This is a genomic window from [Pantoea] beijingensis (genome assembly GCF_022647505.1).
Taxonomy (GTDB): domain Bacteria; phylum Pseudomonadota; class Gammaproteobacteria; order Enterobacterales; family Enterobacteriaceae; genus Erwinia; species Erwinia beijingensis.
In genome coordinates this window covers 2,797,512-2,813,259 of the sequence record NZ_CP071409.1, presented here as the reverse complement: position 1 = coordinate 2,813,259, position 15,748 = coordinate 2,797,512, and the positions used below count along the sequence as shown (strand labels likewise).

Below are 15,748 nucleotides of genomic sequence, written 5' to 3'. Positions count from 1 at the left end.
ACTCAACCTACCACCAGGTTAAGCAGTTTGCCCGGGACGTAAATCACTTTACGAATGCTAACGCCGTCGAGATATTTTGCCACCAGATGCTCCTGCGAGGCACGCGCCTGAACATGTTCCTGCGTTGCATCAGCCGGGACGGTAATCTTACCGCGGACCTTGCCATTAACCTGGACGACAACCAGCAGAGAATCTTCTACCATTGCGTCTTCGTCCGCAATCGGCCAACTGGCATTATCAACATCACCTGCACCACCCAGAGTTTGCCACAGCATAAAGCTGATGTGCGGAGTGAACGGGTAGAGCAGGCTGGCGATTGCCACCAGCGCTTCCTGCATTAAAGCCCGGTCTTGCACTGTTTCTTGTGGTGCGCGGGTCAGTTTGTTCATCAGTTCCATAATGGCGGCAATCGCTGTATTAAAGGTCTGGCGGCGGCCAATGTCATCTGAGACTTTAGTAATGGTTTTATGCAGATCGCGACGCAGCGATTTTTGATCGTCATTCAGACTGGCAACGTCCAGAGCGTCGGTCGCGCCTTTCTCTGTATGATCAAATACCAGTTTCCAGACGCGTTTCAGGAAACGGTTCGCACCTTCAACGCCGGATTCCTGCCATTCCAGCGTCATCTCAGCTGGTGAAGCGAACATCATAAACAGGCGAACGGTATCTGCACCATAGCGCTCCACCATGACCTGCGGGTCAATGCCGTTATTTTTCGATTTCGACATTTTGCTCATGCCGGCATAAATCAGCTCGTGACCAGCTTCATCGCTGGCTTTAGTTATGCGGCCTTTCTCATCACGTTCAACCGTGACGTCAACCGGAGAGACCCAGTTGCGTTCGCCGTTCACGCCAACGTAATAGAATGCATCTGCCAGCACCATCCCTTGACACAACAGACGCTTAGCCGGTTCATCAGAGTTGACCAATCCTGCATCACGCAGCAGTTTATGGAAGAAACGGAAATACATCAGGTGCATAATTGCGTGTTCAATACCGCCGACATACTGGTCGACGGGCAGCCAGTAGTTGGCTGCAGCCGGATCTAACATGCCTTTATCGTAATCCGGGCAGGTATAGCGTGCGTAGTACCAGGACGACTCCATAAATGTGTCGAAGGTATCGGTTTCGCGCAGCGCAGGCTGTCCGTTCACCGTTGTCTTTGCCCACTCAGGATCGGCTTTAATCGGACTGGTAATCCCGTCCATCACCACATCTTCAGGCAGGATTACCGGCAGTTGATCATCGGGTGTTGGCATCACTGTGCCATCTTCCAATGTGACCATAGGAATCGGTGCACCCCAATAGCGCTGACGTGATACGCCCCAGTCGCGCAAGCGATAATTGACTTTGCGCTCGCCCACGCCTTTTGCTGTTAGTGCGTTAGCAATAGCGTTAAATCCGGCTTCGTGATCAAGACCACTGAATTCATCTGAATTGAACAGGGCGCCTTTTTCGGTCATAGCTGCAGTGCTGATATCGGGCTCACTGCCATCCAGATTGAGTACCACTGGCTTAATATTCAGGTGGTATTTGGTGGCGAACTCCCAATCGCGCTGATCGTGAGCAGGTACGGCCATTACGGCTCCGGTACCATACTCCATCAGCACAAAGTTAGCGACCCATACCGGGATCTGTTCGCCGGTCAGCGGATGGGAAGCAAACAGGCCGGTGGGCATGCCCTTCTTCTCCATGGTCGCCATATCGGCTTCGGCCATTTTGGTATTGCGGCATTCGTCAATGAAATCAGCCAGTGCGGGTTGTGTTGCCGCAGCCTGCACCGCCAGTGGATGTCCCGCAGCAACCGCCAAATATGTCGCGCCCATAAAGGTATCCGGGCGGGTGGTATAAACGGTCAGTTTTTCAGTGCTGTTCACCACGTTAAAGGTGATCTCTACGCCTTCCGAACGACCAATCCAGTTACGCTGCATGGTTTTAACCTGCTCAGGCCAGTCTTCCAGCTTGTCGAGGTCATTCAGCAACTCTTCGGCATAATCCGTGATTTTGATAAACCATTGTGGAATTTCTTTGCGTTCGACTTTGGTGTCACAGCGCCAGCAGCAGCCATCGATAACCTGCTCGTTCGCCAGCACGGTTTGATCGTTTGGACACCAGTTGACGGCTGAGGTTTTTTTGTACACCAGACCTTTTTCGTACAGGCGTGCAAAGAACCACTGTTCCCAGCGATAGTATTCTGGCTGGCAGGTTGCCAGTTCACGGCTCCAGTCATAGCCGAAACCCAGCAGTTTAAGCTGGTTTTTCATGTACTCAATATTGTCGTAAGTCCACGGTGCAGGGGCCGTGTTATTTTTTACCGCAGCGCCTTCTGCAGGCAGACCAAATGCATCCCAGCCAATTGGCTGCAGCACATTTTTGCCCTGCATACGCTGGTAGCGAGCGATAACGTCGCCAATCGTATAGTTACGTACGTGGCCCATATGTAGGCGACCAGAAGGATAGGGGAGCATGGACAGGCAATAGTATTTTTCCTTGCCTTCTTCTTCAGTCACTTTAAAAGTCTGCTTCTCTTGCCAGTGAAGCTGGACGTGGGATTCTATCTCTTCCGGGCGGTATTGCTCTTGCATGGCTGCCTGTGGTCCTTGTTGAATAGCGCGAAGCTTTATACCCGTCATACGTTAAGCTGCAGGTTGGTTACACCGATTTACGCCTGTCACTTCACTGAGTCAGTGCCAGGGGTTTGAGCTTGTCATTGTCCTGCAATTCACACGATGTGGGGTACAGCTGCAACAGTGTTCGTTTAGATCCGCATAGCATAGCTGATAAGCCTTCGCTGCAACAACACTTCGCGGCGCATCAAGGCGCATTTCTCTTTAAGCTGGAATCTGCCCTCCAGATTTTCATCGTCATGGTGCCGTAATCCCCGCAATATTCTGATAAGCGCTAGAATTAAAGGGATTATCGTTCAAGAAGATTAAGGAGAGAACATGAACAAGGTTGCTCAGTATTATCGGGATTTAGTGGCGTCGTTGACCGAGCGTTTGAATAACGGCGAACGTGACATTGATACGTTAGTCGAAAATGCGCGCCAGCGGCTGCAGGCTACGGGGGAACTGACTCATCTTGAGGTGAGTGAAGTTACGCGTGCAGTGCGTCGCGATCTGGAGGAATTTGCTCGCAGCTATAGTGAAAATCAGGACGATCTTAACGACAGTATTTTTATGCGGGTCATCCGGGAAAGCGTATGGAAAGAGCTGGCTGATATTACGGATAAGAGCCAGTTAGAGTGGCGTGAGGTTTTCCAGGACCTGAATCATCATGGCGTTTACCAGAGCGGTGAGGTTGTCGGGCTGGGAAACTTAGTGTGCGAAAAATGTCATTTCACCCGGGCTATTTATACCCCCGAAACCCTGACACGGTGCCCAGAGTGTGGGCACGATCAGTTTCAAAGGCAGCCTTTTGAACCTTAATCTCTGTTGTCGGGCGAGGTAGACTCGCCCGATGACTTTTAATGCAGAATTTTTGCGAGGAAATCCTTAGCGCGTTCGGATTGCGGATTATTAAAGAAATCATCTTTAGCGCGGTCTTCAACAATCTTGCCTTCGTCCATGAAAATCACGCGGTTAGCGACTTTGCGTGCAAAGCCCATTTCATGCGTGACGACCATCATTGTCATGCCCTCATTTGCCAGCTCAACCATAACATCGAGCACTTCGTTGATCATTTCAGGATCGAGTGCCGATGTCGGTTCATCGAATAGCATCGCGACAGGGTCCATACATAGCGCACGAGCGATTGCCACGCGCTGCTGCTGCCCTCCGGAAAGCTGACCTGGGTGTTTGTTGGCATGCGCGGATAATCCTACGCGTTCCAGCAGCTTTAACCCTTTTTGACGTGCCTCTTCTTTATTGCGCTTTAGCACTTTAACCTGTGCCAGTGTCAAATTTTCCACAATCGTCAAATGTGGAAACAGCTCAAAGTGCTGGAACACCATGCCAACTTTGGCACGCAGTTGCGCCAGGTTAGTTTTTTTGTCGGTGACCTCAATTGCGTTCACTTCGATGGTCCCTTGCTGAATAGGCTCCAGGCCATTGACAGTTTTGATCAGCGTTGACTTCCCTGAGCCCGAAGGCCCACAAACCACGACCACCTCGCCTTTTTTAACTTCCGTTGAGCAGTCGGTCAGCACCTGAAAGTGACCATACCACTTAGAAACATTTTTCAGGGTAATCATTTAAACTGTCCTTTTCTTTAAATAGCTGACCAGCATTGACGCCGAAACGCTGATAACAAAATAAACCAGGCCTGCAAATAAAATCATCTCAACCTGAGTCCCGTCCCGTTCGCCAATGGTTGAGGCGGTACGGAAGAAGTCAGCCAGGCTTAACACATACACCAGAGACGTATCCTGGAACAGGACAATGCCCTGAGTAAGCAGCAGCGGTACCATGGCACGAAATGCCTGAGGCAAAATGATCAGCTGCATTGATTGCCATTGAGTCATGCCCAATGCCAGTGCCGCACTTCCCTGGCCGCGTGCGATGCTCTGAATACCTGCACGGATGATTTCCGAATAGTAGGCAGCCTCAAACAGTGAGAAGGCGACCATCGCTGAGATAAGACGAATATCGGTCTTTGGCGATAGCCCTAAAACCTGTTGCAGAAAGCTGGGAACCACCAGATAAAACCAGAGCAGCACCATGACCAGTGGAACGGAGCGGAAAAGGTTGACGTACAGCTTGGCAAACCAGCTGATTGGCTTAAAGGTAGAAAGGCGCATAACGGCGAGGATCGTTCCCCACACGATGCCAAAGATCACCGCTGTTACGGTGATCTTTGCCGTGATCACCAGCCCGTTAAGTAAATAAGGCAGGCTGGGAGCAATGGAGCTCCAGTCAAATTCGTACATTATTTACTCCCCATACTGCCCGGCAGGCGTATTTTGCGTTCAACCAGACTCATAATGAGCATAATGACCAGGTTAATAGCCACGTAAGCCAGTGTAATTGCCGTAAAAGATTCATAGGCGTGTGCTGAATAATCCAGCAATTTTCCAGCCTGCGCGGCCATATCGACCAGCCCAATAGTAGAGGCAATCGCCGAGTTTTTGACCAGATTTAGCATTTCAGACGTCATCGGCGGTACGATCACGCGATAGGCGTTAGGAAGAAGCACGTAGCGATAGGTCTGCGGCAGCGTTAGCCCCATTGCCAATCCCGCGTTTTTCTGCCCGGCAGGTAGTGACTGAATGGCTGCGCGTACCTGTTCACACATACGTGCTGCGGTAAACAAGCCAAGGCAGATGACGGAACAAATAAAGAATTGAATGTTAGGATCCAATTCGGATTTGAACCACATTCCTAAATTTTCGCCAACCAATTCCGGAGCAACCAGATACCAGAAGAAGAATTGTACAATGAGTGGAATGTTACGGAAGAGTTCAACGTAGCAGGTACCAATACCGGCAAGAAGACGGTTAGGAACGGTACGTAAGATGCCAAACAGCGAACCGACGAGAAAAGCAATAATCCAGGCGCAAACCGAGACCAGGATAGTGACCTGAAATCCTGACCATAACCAGCCAAGATAAGTGGTATTACCGAACGGGGCCTGTTCAAAAAAAATGCCCCAGTTCCAATCGATTGACATAAATAACTCCGGTAAAAAAGGGTAGCGAAGCTACCCTGAAGACTGATGAAAGGCTTCTCATAACGTTCGGTGGGGAACGACCACCAGCGTTTGTCTGTCCATGCCTGTTATCAGCAATCGAGAGGGCAGCCAACTGCCCTTTTTTTCATTATTAGTTCAGTGCTTTGTCGTTCGGTGACTTGAACAACGCCTTCATATCGTCCGAAAGTTCGAAATTAAGGTTCATATTTTTCGGTGGAATAGGTTGTTTAAACCATGTGTCATACCATTTTGCCGCTTCACCGGAGGTCTGTACCTGAGCAATAGTGTCATCCATTAATTGCTTAAAGTCAGCGTCATTTTTACGCAGCATACAGCCGTAGGCTTCATTAGATTGTGGCGTACCGAGAATTTCCCAGTTATCCGGTTTTTTCGCTTTGGCACGCTCGCCTGCCAGCAATGCATCATCCATCATAAAGGCAACGGCACGGCCGGTTTCCAGCGTACGGAATGAGTCACCGTGGTCTTTCGCACTGATGATACGCATCTCCATCTTTTTATCGTCATTCAGCTTATTTAACAGAATTTCTGATGTGGTACCGGAAGTGACGACGACGGTTTTCCCTTTCAGGTCAGCAAAATCTTTGAGGGGGCCGCCTTTTTTAACCAGCAAGCGGGTACCGATCACGAATATAGTGTCTGAAAATGCGGCCTGTTTCTGGCGTTCTATATTATTTGTGGTCGATCCACATTCAAAATCGTAAGTTCCGTTCTGTAATAGCGGGATACGGTTCTGTGAGGTAATCGGCAGAAATTTTACCTGAAGATCGGGTTTATTCAGTTTCTTCTTCACCGCATCGACGATGGCGTTGGAATAAGCTTGTGAATAGCCGACAACTTTTTGCTGATTATCGTAGTAAGAGAAAGGAACAGACGATTCACGGTGGCCAATAACAATAACCCCGTTTTTGCTGATTTTATCCAGCGTGGAAGTCTGCTGCTGCGAGGCCGCGGCCTGATCTGTTGCCTGCGGTTTCGGATCTTCTGCATGAGCGACACCGGAGGCCAATCCAGCCAATACAAGGCTAAGCCCCAGTTTCCGTAATTTCATGTTCCAACTCCTTCGTCGTTTTTAGGTACTCGCGGAAAATAACGGCACCGGTTTCTGATGTTGTATCGTTTTGCTACTGTTTTTCTCTTTAATTCCGAAACGTAAAGAGGTTTGAATACCCTTTAAAATAGCCGAATGTTAACGCCATGAAACAAAAAAGTTTCTTTTTTGCGAGACGTGCCGCACCAAATGGGCGCAATTTTTCAGACGTTGCTTCACCGTGGGGCGCTGCCTGAGCTGCAGTAGTGCGGCGCGTTTATTTAAGGTGTTAACGTCTGGCGTTGGGCGGCTGATGAGAAAAATAGAGCAAATTTCATGCCAGAGTTGTAGGGGGTGTATCAAGATAGTCGCTAAAGCTGGCCGGGGCGTACTGACCAGCGATAGCAAGGGATAACAGAAATAACTAGCGACGCTGACGAAAACTCAATGCGGCTGCGGAGAAGCCAAACAGCAGCGTGATAATCCAGATTGTGTTGTTACCAAAACGCGCGTATGGCGTCAGTCCAGTGGTTGGTGTGACCTGAGCATCCAGTACGGTACGGGTAAATTGTGGCGCTATCTTTTGTATATCACCATCGGCATTGATGACGGCAGTTACGCCGTTATTAGTGCTGCGTAACAGCGGGCGACCTAACTCCAGTGCCCGCATACGCGCCATCTGCAAATGCTGCCAGGGGCCGATTGAGTGGCCGAACCAGGCATCGTTGGAAATGGTCAGCAGAAAGTGAGTATCCGGGCGGAAATTGTCTCTTACTTGCTGTCCCAGTATGATCTCATAACATATAGCGGCGGTGAGCTTATAACCAGCCACTGCTAGCTGTGGCTGGACGTAAGCGCCGCGGCTAAAGGATGACATTGGCAGGTCAAAAAAGGGGGCCAGCGGACGCAATAGCGTTTCCATCGGTACGAACTCGCCAAAAGGAACCAGGTGATTTTTCTGGTAACGATTATTGCTGTTGTAATTATAGGGCGATTCGCCACCCAGGACGATAATTGAGTTGTAGTCGTGGTAGCGGTTCTGTTCAAGCCGTGAATCAACAATTCCGGTAATTAGGCTGCTGCCTCGTGCCCGGAGATCGTCATCCAGTGATTTCAAAAAGGGCTGCTGATTCACTTCCAAATCGGGGATCGCGGATTCCGGCCAGATGATGATTGGAGCTTTGCCGATAAAGGGTTGCGAAAACTGTGTATAAATGCGCAGCGTCTGCAGTAACTCATTGCGATCCCATTTCATTGACTGGGGGATATTTCCCTGAACCATGGCAACATCGACGGTCTTCTCAGGTAGCGCCTGATACCAGCTCAACTGCCTAAGTGGCCAGAACAGAAGTAATAACGCTACGGCACCGATCCCTGCAGCCAGACGCCGCCGCGCAAAGGCATAGATGATCAGACCGGCAACGATCATTAATACGAAGGTGATCGACTCGACCCCCATTATCGGAGCCAGGCCTTTTAGCGGACCATTAATCTGGCTGTAACCAAACTGCAGCCATGGAAACCCCGTCATTATCCAGCCACGTAAAAATTCAGTGATTTGCCACAGAACCGGGGCCGCAAGTACAAGACGCGTGAATGATACCCGCGGAAACAGTCGGTTTTGTAAGGCAGCAAATAGCAAGGTAAAAAGTGACAGATACGCGGCCAGTAGAATAACCAGAAAAACGTTGACGGGGCCGGGCATACCGCCAAAAGTAGCAATACTGACATATACCCAGTTAACGCCGGAGCCAAATAGCCCAAGGCCCCAGGCAAATCCGATGGCGGTAGCCTGGGGGGTTGTGCGTTGTAGCGTGAGAGCTTGCAAGCCGCACAGTGAAACCAGTGCAGCAGGCCAGAAGTCATAGGGGGAGAATGCCAGCGTGCCACAGGCACCTGTAATCAGCGCCAGCAGCAGGCGAACCCGTTGGCGCTGGTAAAGTGAGGCGATTGCCATAAATGAATTATTCTTCCAGTTGCGGTTGAGTCGAGTTTTCCGGAATTTTGACATGAACCTGGATAATACGTCGACTATCGGCCATCGCGACTTTAAATTGATAACCATCAATTTCAATACTTTCGCCACGGGCAGGAAGATGACCGAAAGCCTGCATTACCAGGCCGCCAATGGTATCGACCTCTTCATCACTGAAGTGGGTTTCGAACACCTCATTAAAATCTTCAATAGGTGTTAGTGCCCGGATGGTATAAGTATGACGGCTTAACTGACGGATATCCCGATCTTCCTCATCGTCATATTCATCTTCAATTTCACCCACAATCAGTTCCAGAATGTCCTCAATCGTGACCAGACCAGACACGCCGCCAAATTCATCGATCACGATTGCCATATGGTAGCGCTGAGAACGGAACTCCTTAAGCATGCGATCAACACGCTTGCTCTCCGGTACCACAACAGCTGTGCGCAAGACTTTTTCCATGCTGAAGGGCTCAGACTCACTGCTCATAAATTGCAGCAGGTCTTTAGCCATCAGAATCCCTTCTACATGATCTTTATCTTCGCTAATCACCGGGAAACGTGAATGGGCTGATTCAATAATCACTGCCAGACACTCTTCAAGCGTCTGATTACGCTTGAGCGTAATCATTTGTGAACGAGGGATCATGATGTCGCGAACGCGCTGCTCAGCGATATCCATCACGCCTTCAAGCATGTCACGGGTATCGGGGTCGATCAGGTCGTTCTGTTCAGAATCGCGGATCAGCTCCAGCAAATCATCACGGTTTTTGGGTTCGCCGTGAAAAAGTTGATTGAGAATAAGGGTAAAAAATCCCTTTTTACTACTGGGACTGTCGCTGTTTTGTGAATGGTCGTCGCTCATGGCGTTTAAGTTTTGGGCTCTCTAACTGAGGATCGGTTCGCAGACAAAATGTCAGCGATCGTATAATACAGAAGCAGGCTGCTGAAGGCAGCCCCGCTGCCACTATGGCGCTTCTTTCTCCGAAATGTACGGATCGGGATAACCAAGAGCAAGCATTATCTCAGTTTCCAGTGATTCCATCTCTTCGGCTTCATCATCTTCGATGTGATCATAGCCGAGTAAATGCAGGCTGCCATGAATCACCATATGTGCCCAGTGAGCCAGTTCGGCTTTCTCCTGCTCGGCGGCTTCTTGCTCCACCACCTGACGACAGATGATCAGATCGCCAAGCAGCGGTAACTCAATACCGGGCGGTGCTTCAAACGGAAAAGAGAGCACGTTAGTTGGCTTATCTTTGCCACGGTAAGTCAAGTTAAGGTCATGACTTTCCGCTTCGTCAACCAGCCGGATTGTCACTTCACTTTCGGGCTGAAACTGTGGCAGTACGGCTTCCAGCCAATGCTGAAAATCAGATTCCGCCGGTAAACCTTCGGCAGATTGCGTGGCGATTTGTAGATCGAGGATAACATTGCTCATTTCTGTACCTGTGCGGCTTGAGCAGCGAGCGCTTCCTGCTTACGTTCTTCTGCCTGCTGGTCACGGCGCTTTTGATCGGCGGCTTCCCAAGCTTCATAAGCCACAACGATACGGGCGACAACCGGATGGCGCACGACATCTTCACTGTGGAAAAAGTTAAAGCTAATCTCGTCAACATCGGAAAGCACTTCGATAGCGTGACGTAGCCCTGACTTCATATTACGTGGCAGGTCAATTTGCGTAACGTCGCCAGTAATCACGGCTTTAGAATTAAACCCGATACGCGTCAGGAACATCTTCATCTGTTCGATCGTTGTGTTCTGGCTTTCGTCCAGGATGATAAAAGCATCGTTCAGCGTACGACCGCGCATATAAGCCAGTGGTGCCACTTCAATAACGTTACGCTCCATCAATTTTTCGACGCGTTCAAAACCCAGCATCTCAAACAAAGCGTCATAAAGCGGGCGCAGGTAAGGATCGACCTTCTGGCTTAAATCGCCGGGTAAAAACCCCAGCTTTTCACCAGCCTCAACGGCGGGGCGGGTTAACAGAATGCGACGAATCTCCTGGCGTTCAAGCGCATCCACTGCGGCAGCTACCGCAAGATAGGTTTTACCCGTACCGGCAGGACCCACACCGAAGGTGATATCGTGATCAAGAATATTGGCAATATATTGTGCTTGATTAGGTGTGCGAGGCTTGATGACACCGCGTTTGGTCTTGATATGAATCGCTTTACCGTAGTCAGGCACGTTTTCTGCGGTTTGCTCCAGCACTCGACTCTCTTTTATCGCCAGATGGATTTGCTCCGGATCGATATCGGGAATGTTGCCACGTACGGGCGCGGTATCAACATACAGATCGCGCAAAATGTCCGCTGCAGCATTGACACAAAGAGCACGGCCAACCAGCTTAAACATATTGTCACGACGGTTAATCTCAATACCTAATCGACGCTCCAACTGTTTCACATTATCGTCAAACGGACCGCACAGGCTTAATAACCGACGGTTATCGGCGGGTTCTAATAGTATTTCGCGAGTTTCGATATTCAAACTAATCCTTAAGGTCGCTCAGGGCCAGGTTGAGGATATTAATAATATATGTCGATCCTACTTCATGCTGTCTGCGCCATGTGCGCTGATGAAGAAGATGCTTACTCACATCACGGCGCTAACCAGCCAAGTCAGAGACGTTCTGTTACCGACTATTCAGCCAGGAAGGCTCACCGTTCATTCCGTTTCGATACGATAAGGAAAGTATTTATGTCAGAGCAGCGTGGCGCAAGCAATAGAATAAATATTTGGGCGACGCTTTCATAAACCAAGTGCAACAGCATGAAATTATGCGGCAAGCATTGAATGCTTGCCGCAAATGACGACAGAAAGTGCGGGGGACTTATTAAGGCTGGAAGGTACCAACGCCAAGTTCGTTTTCTTTGCGGGTACGCGCGATAACGGATGCCGGGGACTCGACTACGCGCAGACCCATTTGATCTTCAGTACGGATCAGGGTACCGCGCAGCGAGTTTGGATAAACATCAACAATTTCAACGTCGACAAATTTGCCAATCATCTCTGGCGTGCCTTCAAAATTAACCACGCGATTGTTTTCGGTACGACCGGAAAGCTCCATCACATTTTTACGCGACGTACCCTCTACCAAAATGCGCTGCACCGTACCCATCATGCGGCGACTCCATGCCATCGCCTGCTGATTGATGCGATCCTGAAGAATGTAGAGACGCTGTTTCTTTTCTTCTTCAGAGACGTCATCCGGCAAGTCGGCGGCAGGCGTACCCGGACGTGCTGAATAAATAAAGCTGAAGCTCATATCAAAGTTTACATCAGCGATAAGTTTCATCGTCTGTTCAAAATCAGCCTGTGTTTCACCCGGGAAGCCGATAATAAAGTCGGAGCTAATCTGAATATTCGGACGCGCTGCAATCAGCTTACGAATGATGGCCTTGTATTCCAGAGCGGTATGCGCGCGCTTCATCAGCGTGAGGATGCGATCGGCACCACTTTGTACAGGCAAATGAAGGAAGCTCACCAGCTCAGGCGTATCACGATAAACGTCAATAATATCATCGGTAAATTCGATAGGATGACTGGTGGTAAAGCGAATACGATCGATGCCGTCAATCGTCGCCACCAGGCGTAGCAGATCGGCGAAAGAACATAGCTCATTATCAAACGTCATGCCCCGATAGGCATTGACATTTTGTCCCAGCAGATTGACTTCACGGACGCCCTGTGCGGCAAGCTGTGCAATTTCAAACAGGATATCGTCACAAGGGCGGCTCACTTCCTCACCGCGCGTATAAGGCACGACGCAGAAGGTACAATACTTATTGCAGCCTTCCATAATGGAAACAAACGCAGTCGGTCCATCAGCCTTAGGTTCTGGCAAACGGTCAAATTTTTCAATTTCAGGGAAACTGATATCCACGACAGGGCTTTTTGAACCCCGTACGGTATTGATCATTTCAGGCAGGCGATGCAGCGTCTGCGGACCAAATACAATATCAACGTAGTGAGCGCGTTGACGGATATGATCCCCTTCCTGTGATGCGACGCAGCCACCCACACCGATGATCAGCTCAGGGTTGCTCTCTTTCAGCGCTCTCCAGCGTCCCAGCTGATGAAACACCTTCTCCTGCGCTTTTTCGCGAATGGAACAGGTATTAAGCAGCAGGATATCCGCTTCTTCCGCTACGTCCGTCAGCGTATAGCCGTGAGTACTTTCCAGAAGGTCAGCCATCTTCGATGAATCATACTCATTCATCTGACAGCCCCATGTTTTGATATGCAGTTTTTTAGTCATCGACTTGCCATTACTCAGTGCAGGAGGGAATGCAGGGGGCATATTGTAATGCTTTGCTGCTGTTGTGACCATACCCGTCATACTTGAAACGCTCTCAGCGTTAGCTTCATTCGCTTACCCGAATCACTTACTGGAGTAAGCTCATCGGGATGCGCTCGCTTGCTGCCTTGATATCGTTCCAATTATTTAGGGTATTCTCGTCATACCTGAAACGCTCTCAGCGTTAGCTTCATTCGCTTACCCGAATCACTTACTGGAGTAAGCTCATCGGGATGCGCTCGCTTGCTGCCTTGATATCGTTCCAGGTATTTAGGGTATTCTCGTCATACTTGAAACGCTCTCAGCGTTAGCTTCATTCGCTTACCCGAATCACTTACTGGAGTAAGCTCATCGGGATACGCTCGCTTGCTGCCTTGATATCGTTCCAGGTATTTAGGGTATTCTCGTCATACTTGAAACGCTCCCAGCGTTAGCGTCATTCGCTTACCCGAATCACTTACTGGAGTAAGCTCATCGGGATGCGCTCGCTTGCTGCCTTGATATCGTTCCAGGTATTTAGGGTATTCTCGTCATACCTGAAACGCTCCCAGCGTTAGCTTCACTCGCTTACCTGTCAGTGAAATATGGCGAGGCTTCTGTTTGTTGCAGTAAAATCCGATACACTTTAGCTAACGCGTTTTGAACTGTCGGCCATTCAGGATTATCGCCGCAAAAGGATAATAATATGCATGATAAGCATTTTGATGTCGTCATCGTAGGCGGTGGAATGGTTGGTGCAGCGCTGGCCAGCGGTTTAGCTCAGCAAGGGTTCGCCGTTGCCGTGCTGGAGCAGCAACCTCCCGAGGCATTTGATGCTGCTCGCGATCCGGATGTGCGTATCTCGGCGATAGGTAGCGCATCGGTTGACCTGTTGAAGCAGCTTGAGGTGTGGCCAGCAATTGAAGCGATGCGTGCGGCACCTTATCGCAAGCTGGAAACCTGGGAGTGGCAAACGGCGCGCGTGATGTTTGATGCGGATTCGTTGGGACTGCCCGAGCTGGGATATATGGTTGAGAATGGCGTTCTGCAACTGGCGCTGTGGCAGCGCTTGCAGCAGCAAAAGGTGAGTCTGTTCTGTCCGGCGACGCTAAAACGTATTGAGCAGTATAATGGCGGCTGGACGCTAACACTGAATAATGAGGAACAGTTACAGGCGCGACTGGTCGTGGGTGCGGATGGTGCCAACTCTTTTGTCCGGCAGCAGGCAGGAATTGGCATCAATGGCTGGAACTATACGCAATCCTGTATGTTGATCACGATTCGCGCCGAGCATGATACAGGGGATACTACCTGGCAACATTTTACGCCGCAGGGACCCAGGGCATTCTTGCCGCTGTTTGACAACTGGGCATCGCTGGTTTGGTACGACAGCCCGGCCCGTATCCGTCAGTTACAGGCACTGCCCATGGCGCAACTACAGAAAGAGATTCAGGCCAGTTTTCCGGCGCGGCTGGGACATTTTACGCCAGTGGCGGCAGCTTCCTTTCCCTTGGTGCGGCGCCATGCGACGCACTATGTGCAGCAGGGGATCGCGCTGGTGGGCGATGCCGCACATACGATTAATCCGTTAGCAGGGCAGGGCGTGAACCTCGGGTATCGTGATGTGGATGCATTAATCGATGTTCTTACTCACGCGCGCAACAACGCGGAAGACTGGTCATCCGAGTCGGTTTTATTGCGCTACCAGCGTAAACGTCAGAAAGATAATTTATTGATGCAGACCGGTATGGACCTGTTTTATTTCGCCTTCAGTAACCGTATTCCGCCACTGCGCATTTTGCGTAATCTGGGGTTAATCGCCGCGGAGCATTCCGGTGTATTAAAACGTCAGGCGTTACGCTATGCGCTGGGGTTATAGCGTTTTTTTCACGGGGTTGAGTGTCAGCCCCGATATAATTGTAGTTTTGATGGTGAATTTATCGCAGACGTAAAAAAGCCCGCAAAAGCGGGCTTTTTACTGTCGTGTGGCTGGGGTGCAGGGATTCGAACCCCGGAATGCTGGTATCAGAAACCAGAGCCTTACCGCTTGGCGACACCCCAATTGGGTGCAATCTGTTTATTTCACAAATTGTCTTTATGTGGCTGGGGTGCAGGGATTCGAACCCCGGAATGCTGGTATCAGAAACCAGAGCCTTACCGCTTGGCGACACCCCAAAAATATGGTGGCTACGACGGGAATCGAACCTGTGACCCCATCATTATGAGTGATGTGCTCTAACCAGCTGAGCTACGTAGCCATTATACTGCATATATAATACCGTTACTTCTGATTAATGGCTGGGGTACCTGGATTCGAACCAGGGAATGCCGGTATCAAAAACCGGTGCCTTACCGCTTGGCGATACCCCAATTCCGCACCCTGTAATCGTGCTAAATCAGAAGAAACTGGCTGGGGTACCTGGATTCGAACCAGGGAATGCCGGTATCAAAAACCGGTGCCTTACCGCTTGGCGATACCCCATCCATTGCTAACCGAGTCTGGAAATGGTGCGGGAGGCGAGACTTGAACTCGCACACCTTGCGGCGCCAGAACCTAAATCTGGTGCGTCTACCAATTTCGCCACTCCCGCAAATATGGTGGCTACGACGGGAATCGAACCTGTGACCCCATCATTATGAGTGATGTGCTCTAACCAGCTGAGCTACGTAGCCATCTTTTTCGCGTAACCTTCATCGGCGTTGCGGGGCGCATTATGCGTAGTTGACCTGGAAGCGTCAACAAATTTTTTACCGTTTTTGTCCTCAGACGTTTCGTTTGTTTGGCCTGTGACCAGTCTGGTTATAAAAC

At 50.0% G+C, this 15,748-nt stretch carries 12 protein-coding genes and 7 tRNA genes; 2 read left to right on the top strand and 17 right to left on the bottom strand.

Annotation, left to right across the window (positions count from 1 at the left end; translation table 11 throughout):
- Window positions 1-2: 2 nt before the first annotated feature.
- Window positions 3-2,585, bottom strand: a complete 2,583-nt coding sequence (gene leuS, locus J1C60_RS12730) for a leucine--tRNA ligase (RefSeq protein ID WP_128179419.1) — start codon at window positions 2,583-2,585, stop codon at window positions 3-5.
- A 360-nt stretch (window positions 2,586-2,945) separates the two neighbouring features.
- Here leuS and J1C60_RS12725 point away from each other — a divergent pair, with 360 nt between their 5' ends.
- On the top strand, window positions 2,946-3,428 hold the full coding sequence (locus tag J1C60_RS12725; protein ID WP_128179420.1) for a zinc ribbon-containing protein: 483 nt from the start codon (window positions 2,946-2,948) through the stop codon (window positions 3,426-3,428).
- Between the two features lie 38 nt (window positions 3,429-3,466).
- On the opposite strand, the gene J1C60_RS12720 is transcribed toward J1C60_RS12725, so the two are convergent.
- The 9 genes from J1C60_RS12720 to miaB form a co-directional block, all read right to left on the bottom strand.
- A complete protein-coding gene (locus J1C60_RS12720; protein WP_128179421.1) occupies window positions 3,467-4,192 on the bottom strand; it encodes an amino acid ABC transporter ATP-binding protein in 726 nt (241 codons plus the stop codon).
- Window positions 4,193-4,867: a glutamate/aspartate ABC transporter permease GltK gene (gene gltK / locus J1C60_RS12715; RefSeq protein WP_128179422.1), complete on the bottom strand. Its 675-nt coding sequence runs from the start codon at window positions 4,865-4,867 to the stop codon at window positions 4,193-4,195. It abuts the gene before it with no gap.
- Window positions 4,867-5,607: an amino acid ABC transporter permease gene (locus tag J1C60_RS12710; RefSeq protein WP_128179423.1), complete on the bottom strand. Its 741-nt coding sequence runs from the start codon at window positions 5,605-5,607 to the stop codon at window positions 4,867-4,869. Before J1C60_RS12710 ends, gltK begins: the two co-directional genes overlap by 1 nt.
- A gap of 151 nt (window positions 5,608-5,758) precedes the next feature.
- The gene (locus tag J1C60_RS12705; RefSeq protein WP_128179424.1) at window positions 5,759-6,697 is read right to left on the bottom strand and encodes an amino acid ABC transporter substrate-binding protein; all 939 of its coding nucleotides are present in this window, start codon (window positions 6,695-6,697) and stop codon (window positions 5,759-5,761) included.
- Between the two features lie 403 nt (window positions 6,698-7,100).
- Window positions 7,101-8,633 (bottom strand): apolipoprotein N-acyltransferase, encoded by a 1,533-nt coding sequence (gene lnt / locus J1C60_RS12700; protein ID WP_128179425.1) that lies wholly within the window; start codon window positions 8,631-8,633, stop codon window positions 7,101-7,103.
- Window positions 8,634-8,640: 7 nt separating this feature from the next.
- Window positions 8,641-9,519 carry a CNNM family magnesium/cobalt transport protein CorC gene (corC, locus tag J1C60_RS12695; protein ID WP_128179426.1) on the bottom strand — a complete coding sequence of 293 codons (879 nt, stop codon included), beginning with the start codon at window positions 9,517-9,519 and terminating at the stop codon, window positions 8,641-8,643.
- A gap of 102 nt (window positions 9,520-9,621) precedes the next feature.
- A complete protein-coding gene (gene ybeY, locus J1C60_RS12690) occupies window positions 9,622-10,095 on the bottom strand; it encodes an rRNA maturation RNase YbeY (RefSeq protein WP_128179427.1) in 474 nt (157 codons plus the stop codon).
- Window positions 10,092-11,150: a PhoH family protein gene (locus J1C60_RS12685; protein WP_128179428.1), complete on the bottom strand. Its 1,059-nt coding sequence runs from the start codon at window positions 11,148-11,150 to the stop codon at window positions 10,092-10,094. Before J1C60_RS12685 ends, ybeY begins: the two co-directional genes overlap by 4 nt.
- A gap of 346 nt (window positions 11,151-11,496) precedes the next feature.
- Complete coding sequence (gene miaB / locus J1C60_RS12680; protein WP_128179429.1) at window positions 11,497-12,921, bottom strand: tRNA (N6-isopentenyl adenosine(37)-C2)-methylthiotransferase MiaB; 1,425 nt, start codon at window positions 12,919-12,921, stop codon at window positions 11,497-11,499.
- A gap of 724 nt (window positions 12,922-13,645) precedes the next feature.
- Between miaB and ubiF the strand changes: the two genes are divergently transcribed.
- Window positions 13,646-14,818, top strand: coding sequence for a 3-demethoxyubiquinol 3-hydroxylase (gene ubiF, locus J1C60_RS12675; protein WP_128176524.1), 1,173 nt, complete (start codon window positions 13,646-13,648; stop codon window positions 14,816-14,818).
- Between the two features lie 107 nt (window positions 14,819-14,925).
- Here the strand turns inward: ubiF and J1C60_RS12670 are convergent.
- The 7 genes from J1C60_RS12670 to J1C60_RS12640 form a co-directional block, all read right to left on the bottom strand.
- Window positions 14,926-15,000 (bottom strand) — tRNA-Gln (locus tag J1C60_RS12670).
- A 39-nt stretch (window positions 15,001-15,039) separates the two neighbouring features.
- A tRNA-Gln gene (locus J1C60_RS12665) sits at window positions 15,040-15,114 on the bottom strand.
- Window positions 15,115-15,120: 6 nt separating this feature from the next.
- Window positions 15,121-15,197, bottom strand: a tRNA-Met gene (locus J1C60_RS12660).
- 37 nt (window positions 15,198-15,234) lie between these two features.
- Window positions 15,235-15,309 (bottom strand) — tRNA-Gln (locus J1C60_RS12655).
- A gap of 37 nt (window positions 15,310-15,346) precedes the next feature.
- A tRNA-Gln gene (locus tag J1C60_RS12650) sits at window positions 15,347-15,421 on the bottom strand.
- A 24-nt stretch (window positions 15,422-15,445) separates the two neighbouring features.
- Window positions 15,446-15,530 (bottom strand) — tRNA-Leu (locus J1C60_RS12645).
- Between the two features lie 5 nt (window positions 15,531-15,535).
- A tRNA-Met gene (locus J1C60_RS12640) sits at window positions 15,536-15,612 on the bottom strand.
- Window positions 15,613-15,748: the final 136 nt, after the last annotated feature.